The sequence below is a fragment of the Microbacterium maritypicum MF109 genome (assembly GCF_000455825.1).
GTDB classification, from domain to species: Bacteria; Actinomycetota; Actinomycetes; order Actinomycetales; family Microbacteriaceae; genus Microbacterium; species Microbacterium maritypicum_A.
On record NZ_ATAO01000101.1, the window covers coordinates 133,141 to 145,479 of the forward strand.

A 12,339-nucleotide genomic window follows, 5' to 3' on the forward strand; every position below is an offset into this window, starting at 1 on the left:
GCAGGCTACCGGGTCTCCAGCGCGAGACGTCCGGCCAGGAGCACGTACGTCGCGGCGAAGGAGCGGCGCAGCCACGTCATGACCCTCGGTCGCCCCAGCACCTGGGCGCGCATGGTGGCCGCGAAGACGCCGTACAGCGCGAAGACCACGAACGTGAGCGCCATGAACACCAGGCTGAGCCCGACCATCTGCCAGGTGCCGTTCGGCGTCTGGGCCGGGACGAACTGGGGCAGGAAGGCGAAGAAGAAGATCGTGAGCTTGGGATTGAGCACGTTGATGAGGACAGCGGTGCGGATCACTCGCCAGGACGACAGCGGGGCGACGCTCTCGTCGGCCTGGATCAACGACTTGTCCCTCATGGTCTGCCAGGCGAGGAACAGCAGATAGGCGATGCCGAGCCACTTGATGGTCTCGAACGCGATCGCGGAGGCGTTCAGGATCGCTGCGAGCCCCGTGATCGCGGCGATCATGTGCGGGATGACACCGAGGGTGCAGCCGAACGCGGCGATGACTCCGGCTCGGCGACCTCGCGAGATGCCCGCCGCTATCGAGTAGACGGCACCGGTCCCCGGCGTCGCGACGATCACCAGGGTGGTCAGCAGGAATGCGATGCTCATCGACGGCCCTCCGCGCGCGGTCCTTCCGCGCCTCCCCCATGTCTAGCGGTGCCGGTGCCCTGCGCGCATCCTCCGCTGCAGATGATTCACGCGGAGCGGCGGGCACGTGACCGTCCGGCCGCCGGAGGGGGCACACGAGCGCACGCGCGCGCCCCCTCCCATGGCTCATGCCGTGCGCTTGCGCCGCACGGCCACCGCACCGGCGGTGAGCAGCATCAGCGCCAGTGCGACGGCGGCGACGGGGAGTTCCGCACCGGTCGTCGCCAGCCCACCGACCCCTGCCCCGGCCTCTCCCCCGGCCCCGGCCCCGCTACCCGCCGCGACGCGGAGGTCCGCCCAACCGAGGAGCGCGCCGCTCGCATCGAACACCGCGATCCTGTGCGCGCCGAGCGGAGCGTCCGCCGGGACGGTCACCGAGATGGTGCCCGCGTCCGTGAGCGTCCCCGACGCGATCCGCGTCGGGTCGGAGTACATCCACACCGACACGTCCGTTCCCGTGCCGCCGGCCCCGACCGTGATCGTGACCTTCTGCCCGCGGGTCGCGACCGACGGGTCCACCGTCAGACCGTGGCGATTGTCGTCGACGAGGCCGGTGCCCGGGAGCGGCGGGGTCTCGCCGCCGGGGGTGCCGTCGTCGACTCCCGGCAGCGTTCCCGTGCGCAGCGCCTCGGATGCGAACCCGTCGGCGAACCACCACACCGGGCGCTGTCCGTCAACCGACAGCGAGGCCGGCGCGGTCGCGAAGCCCTCGTTGTTGATGTCGGGCATCCCGGCAGGGCGGGGGTAGTGCACGAGGCTCGGCTGCCCGGTGCCGTTCAGCGTGATCTCGGCGGAGCGGCCCTGGCAGCCGTCGTCGCACACGGCCCACAGGGTGTTACGCACGGTGTCGTAGTCGAGCGCCATGACTCCGGTGAGACCGGGAGCGATCTCCGACACGAGCGTCGCGGAGCCGTCGGCCCCGAGGGCGAATGCGTAGACGTGACCGTTGTCCTCGACCGCGACGAAGAACAGCCCGTCACCGTGACCGGCATAGTCCTTCGGGTCGTACGCCGCACCCGTCCTGTCATCGAAGAGCTTTCCGGCGAGCGCGGCATCCGGCACCCACTGCACGGCCTCCATGCCGAGGTTCGCCCCGACGGCAGGAAGCAACGCGGTCAGATCCCATTCCTGCTGGGCGACGAGATCGCCGTCCGAGGCCTCGGGGTCGACCTTCAGCACCACGTTCTGGTTCACGCCCTTGGCGCTGTTGTCGCGTTCGGACGCCACGTAGACGAAGCCGTCTCCGTCGACCGTGATGCCTTCGGTGTCGGGGCCCGCGGCGCCCGGGTTCGCGGCGTCCTTCTGGAAGCGCACACGCTTGCCCGCATCCCAGCCGTCGACCTTCTCGACCGAGCCGTCGGCGTGCGCCTCGAGCTTCCAGATACGGCCTTGTCCGTTGTCGACCGCCCAGAGGAACGCGCCGTCGGCGGTCTCCTGCACGTCGAGCCCCGAGCTGTCCTCGAGGAACGTCGGGATGCTGTCCACCACGCGCACCTCGGCAGAGCCGGGCCACGGCGACACGGCAACCTCACCGGTGCACACGTTCGCGGTGCCCTTCGTGGGCGCTGCGGTGACGGCGAACGCGCCGCTCGTGTCGGGGCAACGACCCCAGGTGGTGGCGGCGTGGCCCGCGCCCCACGTGGTCTCGTCCACGAGCAGGTCGCCGTCGAACACCCGCACCGCATCGCCAGCGCCGAGGCCGAAGCCGAGCTGCGCCCGCTCGATCACGAGGTACTCCCCCGCACCGATCGACGTACCGGCCGGGATCGCGTACGCGTGGGTGTCGTCGTCGTCCTTCACCACGATGCCCGACACATCGAGCGCCGTGCTCGTCGGGTTCACGAGCTCCACCCAGTCGTCGGGCGAGCCGCCGTCGGATTCGACCTCGTTGATGCGCACGGGGTTGCCGCAGGCGTTGCGCAGCCCCTTGGTCGAGACCGCGATGTCGACGAAGTCGCCGGTGGCATCAGCGCAACGCGCGAGGACCCCTGCGGCATGCGCGGCGTACACGTGCTCATCGACCGTGTTGCCGTTCGCGTCGCGGATCGACACGGTATCGCCGTTGCCGAGACCGAAGACGAAGTTCGTGGGCTGGTCGAAGACGAAGTAGCCTCCGGGCTGCAGGATCGTGCCTGCGGGCAACGGAGTGGTTTCACCGGCGTGGCCGACGGGGTCGCTGTCCATCACGGTCCAGCCGGAGAGGTCGACCGCCGTGCTGCCGGTGTTGACGACCTCGACCCAGTCGGTGGTGTCGCCGTTCGACTCGATCTCGTTGATCACGACGTCGGGCATGACGCACGAGTTCGTGGCGCCCGGGGTCGGGTGCGCGAGCACGAAGGAGCCGACGCCGTCAGGGCAGCGCGCCAGGGTGGCCGCGGCGAAGTCGCCGTCGATCGCCGCGTGCCCCTGCCACGGGAGCGTGTCGTCGATCATCGCGCCCGAGGTGTCGTAGAGGCGGATGCGGTCGGCGCTGCCGATGCCGATCGGCTCGCGGAATGCGGCCTCGACGCCTCCGGAGACCCCGACCGTACCCTCTTCGACCACGAGGAACTGTCCCGCGCCGATCTGCGTTCCCGGGAGGAACTGCCAGCGGTGATCGTCCGAGTTGTCCCGGATCTCGTAGCCCGAGATGTCGAGCGCAGCGGTGCCGGGGTTGTAGAACTCCACCCAGTCGGCCGGCTGCGAGTCGACCTCGTTGATCACGATGGAACCGGCGACAGGAGCAACCTCGCAATCGTTCGCAGCGCCGGGCGTCACCTGCGTCGCCGGCGCCCAGGTACCCGTGCCGTCAGGGCAGCGCGCCCACACCGACAGCGGCGCGGTGTTCGCATAGGCATAGGAGTCGACCTCGGTGCCGTCCGGGTCGAAGAGCACGACCTCGTCGCCCTTGCCGAGCCCGAACGCGAAGTCGACGTCCTTCACCAGCACCAGGAACTCCCCCGGGGCGAGCGACGTGCCATCCGGGGCCGCGCCGAAGGTGTCGCGCTTCTCGTCCGCGATCTTCCACCCCGCGAGATCGACCACCTCGGTCCCGGCGTTGTAGATCTCGACCTGGTCGGCGAGGCCGGTCGCCGCGTCGTCGTAGACGATCTCGTTCAGGACGAGACTCGGAGCGGTCGACGTCGCCACGGACGGGCGGATGCCGGGGTCGGCGCCGATCGCGGCGAGGGGAGTGACGAGCAGGGCGGCGGCGCTCAAGGCGCACACCGCCGTGACCGCCGCTGCACGGTGCAGGCGGGGCATGGAGGACTCCTGGGTGGCTGGGCCGGCAGACCCCAGGGTGCAGGGCCGGACCGGAGGGGGGACTCAGTCGGGTACCCGCCCAGACCACCGACCCCACGTGGCCGCAGAGGATCCGCCGAGTGCACGGCAGATGAACGGAAGGTGGCCATCCGCTGCCCACGTCTTCGCCGTTCCCGGTTCCCGTCCCGGTCGCACTTGCCGCCGCATCAGCGCGTCCGGAACGGCGAGTGGTGCGACCGGAACGTGCCCGAGGGGAAGAGCCTCAGGCGATGCGCGTGCCCGGGGGCAGCCGGCGAGCCGGCGTCCGCGTGCGCGCCCATGCCCCCGCGAACAGCGAACCCGCGATGACGATCTGCACCCCCAGGCCGACGAACCAGCTCGGCACCGTCGAGTCGATCACCTCTTGGGGTGTGCGGTACCCGCCACCGGGGTCGCACTCGTCCCAGCGCTGTTCCAAGGGCGAGAGCTGCGCGCTGCGCAATCCGTACTTGATCTGACCGAACATGTCGACGGGATAACCCCCCGTCGCGTACTCGGTCGGGGTCGCGTCGGCGAGCACGACGAACGGGTTCGCGGCGAGCGTCCACCACACCAGATCGAACCGAGGCACATCCTGGGTGCTGTTCACCTCCCAGCGATCACAGTCCGGCGTGCCGTTCGCGTCGTACGGGCGCGAGTACACGGTCGCTTCGCTGCGCACCGCCATGCCGCCGAGTCCGAACACGATGAGCGTTCCGAACACGAGCGCGGCGACGACCAGGTAGGTCGTCGCGACCGAGAACAGCGGACGCGCGATGAGTCCACTCAACCCCACTCCGATCGCGGCCACGATGATGATCTCGGCCGCGAGCACGAGCAGGGAGATGAGCAGCACGGCCGGGTTCGCTCCCCCACCCAGCAACGACAGGGCCAGGAACGGCACCGCGACCACCAGGAAGGCGCCGCCGGTCGCCACGGCCGCGACGAGCTTGCCGAGCATGATGTCGCCGGTCGACGCGGCGGTCACCTGCACGGCCGCGAGCGTCGCGGCATCGCGATCCCCGTTGATCGCGTTGCCGCTGAGCGTCGGCGACACCAGCACGACCAGCAGCAGCACGATGTTGACGACGATCGAGTAGACGCCGGCACCGACCGCATCGCCCCAGGAGTACACGGCGAACGAGAGCCCCGTGACCCCGAGCAGCACCAGGGCGAAGACCCCGAGCAGCACATACCAGCCCACGCTGCGCAAGCGTTGGGTCAGTTCGAGTCGGGCGATGATGCCGATGTTCGCGAGGCTCATGCGCCCGCCTCCGTTCCTGTGGATGCCTGGGGTGGTGTCGCATGATGCAGGTTCAGGAACGTGTGCTCCAACTGGTTCTGCGCCGGAGCGAACTCCACGACCGGGAGCCCCGCCTCGATCAGATGCCGAAGGGCCTGTGCCGCGGCATCCTCTCCCTCGAATCCGACGAGCACCGCTCCGCGATCCTGCGAGAGGGATTCGGGGGCGATACCGAGATTCGAGGCCACCTGCCAGGCATCGGCCTTCATCCGATCCTCGGTCGCACCGGCGAGACGCACCCGCCACGCGCGCAGCATGCTCCGCGCCGGTGCGGCATCGACGACGGCACCGGCGACGAGGAAGACCGCGTCGTCGACGACCTCTTCGAGCTCCGAGAGGATGTGGCTCGAGATCAGCACGGTGCGCCCCTCCGCCGCGAAACGGCGCAGCAGCACCCGCAGCTGCACCCGCGCCTCCGGATCGAGACCGGAAGCCGGTTCGTCGAGGAGCAGCACCTGCGGGTCGTTCACCAACGCGCGTGCCAGGCCCAGCTTCTGCTTCTGCCCTCGCGACAGCACCTTGGCCGGGGAGTCGGCGAGTTCGGTCAGCCCGACGAGGGCGAGCAGCTGCTCCGCACGGACCGCGGCCTGCGGCTTCTCGATGCCGTACAGGCGGGCGGTCGTGACGATGGTCTCCCGTGCGGTGAGCGACGGCCACGCACCGAGAGCGTCCGGCATCCATCCGAGCAGGCGTCGTGCGGCGAGCGGATCGACGGAGGGGTCGACGCCTCCGATGCTGATCGTCCCGGTGTCGGGAGCGAGGAGGGAGGCGAGCATCAGCAGCAGAGTGGTCTTGCCTGCTCCGTTCGGCCCCACGAGGCCGGTGACGCGGCCGGGCTCGGCTCGGAGAGTGGCGCCCCTCACCGCCTGCACCGTCCCGAACGCTCTGCTGACGTCTTGCACCACGATTCCGGTCATGCGGTCAGTCTGGCATCCGGAGTCCGTCGCCTCCGGGACCTCGGGGCGGATGCTCAGGCCCGGCCGCAGAGGGGTGACACAATCAGCTCATGCGCACGATCCTCAACATCATCTGGGTCATCCTCGCCGGCTGGGCCCTGTTCCTCGGGTACGTCCTCGCCGGCATCCTGCTGTGCATCCCGATCATCACGATCCCCTGGGCGATCGCCTCGTTCCGCATCGCCGCCTACGCGATCTGGCCGTTCGGCCGCGAGGTCATCAGCAAGCCCACCGCGGGTGTCGGGTCGTTCCTCGGCAACGTGCTGTGGGTGATCCTGGCCGGCTGGTGGCTCGCGATCGGACACATCGTGTCCGGAATCCTGCTCTGCATCACGATCATCGGCATCCCGATGGGCATCGCCGACTTCAAGATGGTCCCGATCTCGCTCATGCCGCTGGGCAAGGAGATCGTCTCCACCCGCCGCGGTGCCTTCGACCGCACCCTCTGAGCGGGAGTCCGCCGACACCGGCCCCATTCACACCGGCCCCTCTACACTGGGCCGATGGATGCCGCCCGTCTGATCGCCTGGGATCAGGAGCTCCGGTCGGCGCACTCCCGTCTGCGTGCCGCCCTCGCCGCCACGCGCGACGCCCTCGACCAGGGCACGGACGTCCCCGATGCCACATCGGAACTCGTGCTCTACTGCGTCGGATTCTGCGCCGCCCTCGACGGCCATCACGGCGCCGAGGATCGGCAGCTCTTCCCTGCTCTGCGCGCGGAGCATCCGGAGCTCGGCGGGATCATCGACAAGCTGATGCAGGACCACTCGATGCTCGCCCACCTGCTCGCCTCGCTGCGCGGTGCAGCCGAGCGCGGCGACGATGCGACCGCGATCGGCGGTCACCTCGACGGGATCGCCGCGATCATGGAATCCCACTTCCGTTTCGAGGAACGCGAGATCCTCGAGCCCCTGCGCGCCCTCGTGCTCGAGAGCGACGTGCAGAGCGTGCTCGGACCGCTCTGACGACGCGGACCTGCGCGACCGCGTCAACTGCGGAAGAAGGCGACGCCCAGATCCGGATGATCGACGAACACGCCGTCCACGCCCTGACGTGCGATGACGCCCCACTCCGCCTCGTAGTCGCCGTAGGCGCCGCGCCCGCCCGGACCACGGAATTCCGCCGCGAGGAAGGCGTTCTCCGGCCGACACGTCCACGTGAAGACCTGCAGACCTCGTGCATGCGCATCCGCGACGATCGTGTTGCCCCGGTCGAGCAGCATCTTCTTGCTCACGCTGATGCCGTCGACCTGTCCGACGAGGGCGTCGAGCCCCTCCGGGGTGACGGTCTCCCTGTACGTGCGGGCGTGCGTGCCCTCGGCCACCAGGAGGTCGTACGGACGCCCCGACGCCTCGATCAGGTAGATGTACGATGCGGAGATCCCGCGTTCCCGCAGCTGCCCGAGCACGGTCGACTCGAAGCACTCGATCACCAGCGGCAGCTCCCCCTCGGCCCATCCGGCGTCGCGCAGCTCGCGGTCGATGAGGGGGGCCAGGTCGAGGCCGATGCTCGCGAAGTACGTGGCGTGCTTGACCTCGAGCACCACGCCGATCTCGCGTCCATGCTCCGCCGATCCGTCGCGCACGATGTCGAGCACATCGCGCAGGCGCAGGATCTGCTGGGCGCCGTCGAAGCTCGCGCTCGATGCCCGCACCTCGGGCAGCCGCTCGCGGATGCGCAGGGTCGACAACTCGTCCCACGTGAAGTCCTCGCTGAACCATCCCGTCAGCGCCTGCCCGTCGACGCGCTTCGTCGTCTTGCGGTCGGCGAACTCCGAATGTTCCGCGACGTCGGTCGTGCCCGAGATCTCGTTCTCGTGCCGCACGATGAGCACGCCGTCCTTGGTCGCCACGACGTCGGGTTCGACCGCATCCACCCCCATGGCGAGAGCGAGCTCATAGGAGGAGCGGCTGTGCTCCGGGCGATAGCCGGGCGCACCGCGGTGCCCGATGACGAGGGGTGATTTCCTGGGCACGCTCTCAGCGTAGAACACCCCGGCGATGCGCCCTCCCGAGTATCGTGGAGGAAAGAGACCTACTACCCCCCTTTTGGAGTGAGGCCCACCAATGAGCAACTTCGCTTTCAACAACCCTGCTTTCCAGCAGCAGGACCCGCGCAACGTCGCGACGTACCCGGGCGGACCTCAGGCTGCCCAGGGCGCGCAGAACGCCTCGCTCCAGCACGGGGCGATGGACGCTGCGGCCAACGCACAGCTCGAGGGCATGTACGCCGCCCCGCCGGCCGGAGCGATCGAGACCGACCGCATGTCGGTCGAGGACACGGTCTGGAAGACGGCCGGCCTGTTCGGCATCCTGCTCGTCACCGCCGCGATCGGCTGGGTGCTGACGCTCGGCGGCCTGGACGTGCCGCGATATGACCCGTACAACCCCGCGCCCGTCAGCATGCTGCCGTGGATCGTCGGCGCCCTCGGCGGCTTCGTGCTCGCGATGGTCATCACCTTCACGTCGCGCAAGAAGGTCCGGCCCGCGCTGATCTTCGCCTACGCGGCGTTCGAGGGCCTCTTCATCGGTGGCATCTCGGCGTTCTTCGAGGTCATCTACCCCGGCATCGTCTTCCAGGCGACGCTCGCGACCGTCTCGGTCGTCGGGGTGACCCTGGCTCTCTTCGCGAGCGGCAAGATCCGCGCGTCGAAGAAGGCGACGAAGATCTTCATGATCGCGATGATCGGCTACCTGGTCTTCTCGCTGCTGAACCTGGTCCTCATGTGGACCGGCGTGCTGCCCCAGGGCCAGGCCTTCGGCCTGCTGAGCGCCAACATCTTCGGCATCCCGCTCGGTGTCATCATCGGCGTGCTCGTCGTCATCATGGCGGCGTACTCGCTCGTGCTCGACTTCGATCAGATCCAGCAGGGCGTCCGCAACGGTGCTCCCCGCAAGTACGGCTGGCTCGGCGCCTTCGGCATCATGGTCACGGTCGTCTGGCTCTACGTCGAGATCCTGCGCATCATCGCGATCGTCCGCGGCAACAACTGACCGCGCACCGATCCGACCGCGTCGAGAGGCCCGTCTCCCCTGGGGAGGCGGGCCTCTTCGCACATCCAGGCATGTGTGCGCAAGGGGTTGGCACGCGAGCAGCGATGTCGGCACTCTGGATACCAGAAGCCCCGGCACCCCGGGGCTCCCGATCCACAGGAGCTGACCATGAGTTTTCTCGGCTTTCTTCTTCTCGGCCTCATCGCCGGAGCCATCGCCAAGCTGATCCTTCCCGGCAAGCAGGGCGGCGGCTGGTTCATCACGCTGCTCCTCGGCGTCGTGGGCGCACTGCTCGGCGGCTGGCTCGGCAGTCTGATCCTCAACCGTCCGCTCACCGAGTTCTGGGACCTCGGCACCTGGCTCCTCGCCATCGCCGGTTCCATCATCGTGCTCCTGATCTACGGCCTGATCGCCGGTCGCGGCCAGAAGGCGCGCAGCTGACGGCATCCGCCGTCGACGCCACGCGCGTCACCCTGATGCCCGTCCCCTTCGGATGCCTCGCGCACCCGAAGGGGGCGGGTCATTTCTGTGCCCCTCGTGCCTTCCGCTCCAGCAGCGATCTCTCCCGATCATTGCCGGCGAGTCCGGCGGCGACGGTGAACTCGCTCCGGGCTTCCTCCTCGCGCCCGAGCCGACGCAACAGTTCGCCGCGCGTCGCGGGCAGCAGGTGGTAGCCGCGCAAGGCGCCCGAACTCGACAGCTGGTCGATGATGAGCAGAGCGGACGCCGGCCCGGTCCCCATCGCCACCGCAGCCGCTCGGTTGAGCTCGACCACCGGCGACGGAGCGAGCCGCCCGAGCGCCTCGTAGAGCAGCACGATCCGTTCCCAGTCGGTCTCCTCGACAGACGCCGCCACGGCATGGCACTCGGCGATCGCCGCCTGCAGCCCATAGGCACCGCGCCCGCGTCCGAGAGCATCGGCGGTCGCCAGCGATGCACGTCCACGCGAGATGCGGCCACGATCCCAGCGCCGACGGTCCTGATCGGCAAGCAGCACCGGGTCGCCGTGTCGATCAACGCGCGCCCCGAATCGCGCGGCCGTCAGCTCCATCAGCGCCAGCAGGCCGTGCACCTCGGGTTCCTGCGGCATCAGCGCGGCGAGCACGCGCCCGAGACGGATGGCCTCGTCACTCAGCTCGGGGCGCATCCAGTCGGGCCCGCTGCTCGCGGCGTGGGCCTCGTTGAAGATCAGATACAGCACGCCGAGGATCGCACCGATGCGCGGCGCACGCTCCTCGCGCGAAGGCACCTCGAACGGGACGTTGGCGGCGGAGAGCGTCTTCTTCGCCCGCACGATGCGCTGCTGCACGGTGGCGGTCGGCACGAGGAACGCGCGGGCGATCTCCTCGCTGGAAAGCCCACCCACCACCCGCAGCGTCAGGGCGACCTGCGCCTCTTTCGAGAGCACAGGGTGGCAGGAGATGAAGATCAGGCGCAGCACGTCATCATCGACGGCGTCCGGATCCCACAGCAGGTCTCGCCCCTCCCGCTGCTCCTGCTCCAGGTCGTGTGCGAGAAGGGCGACCCGCTCGTCCAGACGCTCCTGTCGACGCCACCGATCGATGGCCTTGCGTTTCGCGACCGCGGTCAGCCAGGCCCCGGCCTTGCGCGGGACGCCGTCGACCGGCCACTGCCGCAACGCATCCACCAGCGCCTCCTGAGCCAGGTCCTCCGCGAGGCCGAAGTCACCGACCATGCGCGTCAGAGCTCCGACGATGCGGGCGGACTCGATTCGCCACACGGCGGAGACGGCGCGCTCCGCAGACCCGGTATCGGGAGCGGAACGCGCCGTCTCGCTGTGTGGGGAAGAGTCCGTCACTGCTGTGCCATCACTGCCGTGCCATCACTGCTGTGCCGCGCGCTGAGCTGCTTCCTCGCGCCAGCCCTCTTCCTTCTGGATCCACTCGTTGTCCGCCGGGAAGTCCTCGACGCCGGTCACGCGACGCACTTCGAGGAACGAGCCGGCGCCGAGAGGCGCACGGCTGGCCCACTCCGCCGCCTCTTCGCGCGTGGGGACCTCGATGATCCAGAAGCCGTTGAACAACTCCTTCGTCTCGCCGTAGGGGCCGTCGGTGATGAGCGGCTTCTCGGTGCTGAAGTCGACCACGAAACCCTCGGCCGCATCGGTCAGGCCCTCGCCCGCGACGAGCACTCCGGCCTTGATCATCGACTCGTTGTACTTGCCCATGGCCTCGATGACCTGCTCGAAGGGCATGTCCTTGTAGGCCTCGACGGCCTCGTCGGTCGCGCGCATGATGAGCATGAACTTCATGATGTTCTCCTTGTTCGAAGGGCCGTCTCTCGACCCTCTCATCAATGACGTCGAACGGGAACGGCCCGGATCGACATCATCTCGGAATTCTCTCTGAAGAACTTCTCGGGGCGGTCGTAGACTCGCTCCCGTGACCGCCGCAGACCTCGTGCAGAGCATCCGATCCGCGCTCCGTGATGAGGCCGATCCGGAGCTGGCACCCGCGCAGCAGGCGTACATGAAGTCGGCGCTGCCCTTCCTCGGCGTACGTGTTCCCGGGGTGCGAGCCGTGACGCGTGGGCTCGCGCGCGAGGTGACGGACACGGCGGTGTTGCGCGGTACGGCACTCGTGCTGTGGCGGGAGGCGGCATTTCGCGAGGAGCGCTACGCCGCCAGTGCTCTGATGGCTCTGCGTCCGGTGCGAGCCCGACTCGACATGCTCGATGTGCATGAGGAGATGATCCGCACAGGAGCGTGGTGGGATCACGTCGACGAGGTCTCGCATCGGCTCACCGAGACGCTCGATGCGCACCCTGCCGAGATGACGCCGGTGCTGCGGACGTGGTCGCGCGACGACGACTTCTGGGTGCGCCGGGCGAGCATCATCTCCCAGCTCGGACGCAGAGGTGCCACCGATCGCGAGCTGCTCGCCACTGTGATCGAACCGAACCTCGCCGACACCGAGTTCTTCATCCGCAAGGCCATCGGCTGGGCGCTGCGCGAGCTCGGCAAGACCGACCCGGCGTGGGTGCGAGCCTTCGTCGAGTCGCACGAGCTGTCGCCGCTCTCCCGCCGCGAGGCGCTCAAGCTGCTCTAGATCACGCTCCGGTCGCAGTTCCTGCCGCGCGGGCCGCCGTGAGGCGACAGAAAGTGCGACCGGAGCGGTCAGCCGGAGCGGTCAGGCGACGCGGTCAGGCGA

Annotated in this window: 12 protein-coding genes; 5 read left to right on the forward strand and 7 right to left on the reverse strand. The window is 69.1% G+C overall.

What is annotated here, in order from left to right:
• Positions 1–5: 5 nt before the first annotated feature.
• From L687_RS26765 to L687_RS26780, 4 genes are all read right to left on the reverse strand, one after another.
• Positions 6–617 (reverse strand): LysE family translocator, encoded by a 612-nt coding sequence (locus L687_RS26765; RefSeq protein ID WP_021198877.1) that lies wholly within the window; start codon positions 615–617, stop codon positions 6–8.
• Between the two features lie 165 nt (positions 618–782).
• A complete protein-coding gene (locus tag L687_RS26770; protein ID WP_021198878.1) occupies positions 783–3,899 on the reverse strand; it encodes a lamin tail domain-containing protein in 3,117 nt (1,038 codons plus the stop codon).
• A 262-nt stretch (positions 3,900–4,161) separates the two neighbouring features.
• Positions 4,162–5,181, reverse strand: coding sequence for an ABC transporter permease (locus tag L687_RS26775; protein WP_021198879.1), 1,020 nt, complete (start codon positions 5,179–5,181; stop codon positions 4,162–4,164).
• Positions 5,178–6,137, reverse strand: coding sequence for an ABC transporter ATP-binding protein (locus tag L687_RS26780; protein ID WP_021198880.1), 960 nt, complete (start codon positions 6,135–6,137; stop codon positions 5,178–5,180). Before L687_RS26780 ends, L687_RS26775 begins: the two co-directional genes overlap by 4 nt.
• 89 nt (positions 6,138–6,226) lie before the next feature.
• Here L687_RS26780 and L687_RS26785 point away from each other — a divergent pair, with 89 nt between their 5' ends.
• Entirely contained in the window at positions 6,227–6,625 is a 399-nt protein-coding gene (locus L687_RS26785) for a YccF domain-containing protein (protein WP_021198881.1), read from the forward strand.
• A gap of 54 nt (positions 6,626–6,679) precedes the next feature.
• Complete coding sequence (locus L687_RS26790) at positions 6,680–7,141, forward strand: hemerythrin domain-containing protein (RefSeq protein ID WP_021198882.1); 462 nt, start codon at positions 6,680–6,682, stop codon at positions 7,139–7,141.
• 23 nt (positions 7,142–7,164) lie between these two features.
• Here L687_RS26790 and L687_RS26795 read toward each other — a convergent pair whose 3' ends face one another.
• Positions 7,165–8,151, reverse strand: a complete 987-nt coding sequence (locus L687_RS26795) for a glycerophosphodiester phosphodiesterase family protein (protein ID WP_031206842.1) — start codon at positions 8,149–8,151, stop codon at positions 7,165–7,167.
• A gap of 91 nt (positions 8,152–8,242) precedes the next feature.
• Between L687_RS26795 and L687_RS26800 the strand changes: the two genes are divergently transcribed.
• On the forward strand, positions 8,243–9,169 hold the full coding sequence (locus L687_RS26800; RefSeq protein WP_021198884.1) for a Bax inhibitor-1/YccA family protein: 927 nt from the start codon (positions 8,243–8,245) through the stop codon (positions 9,167–9,169).
• Between the two features lie 168 nt (positions 9,170–9,337).
• Complete coding sequence (locus L687_RS26805) at positions 9,338–9,610, forward strand: GlsB/YeaQ/YmgE family stress response membrane protein (protein WP_021198885.1); 273 nt, start codon at positions 9,338–9,340, stop codon at positions 9,608–9,610.
• Positions 9,611–9,689: 79 nt separating this feature from the next.
• On the opposite strand, the gene L687_RS26810 is transcribed toward L687_RS26805, so the two are convergent.
• Together L687_RS26810 and L687_RS26815 are read right to left on the reverse strand one after the other, a co-directional pair.
• Complete coding sequence (locus tag L687_RS26810) at positions 9,690–10,988, reverse strand: RNA polymerase sigma factor (RefSeq protein WP_031206844.1); 1,299 nt, start codon at positions 10,986–10,988, stop codon at positions 9,690–9,692.
• Positions 10,989–11,012: 24 nt separating this feature from the next.
• Positions 11,013–11,441 (reverse strand): YciI family protein, encoded by a 429-nt coding sequence (locus L687_RS26815; protein ID WP_021198887.1) that lies wholly within the window; start codon positions 11,439–11,441, stop codon positions 11,013–11,015.
• Between the two features lie 130 nt (positions 11,442–11,571).
• Between L687_RS26815 and L687_RS26820 the strand changes: the two genes are divergently transcribed.
• A complete protein-coding gene (locus L687_RS26820; RefSeq protein ID WP_021198888.1) occupies positions 11,572–12,237 on the forward strand; it encodes a DNA alkylation repair protein in 666 nt (221 codons plus the stop codon).
• The last annotated feature ends 102 nt before the right edge of the window (positions 12,238–12,339 follow it).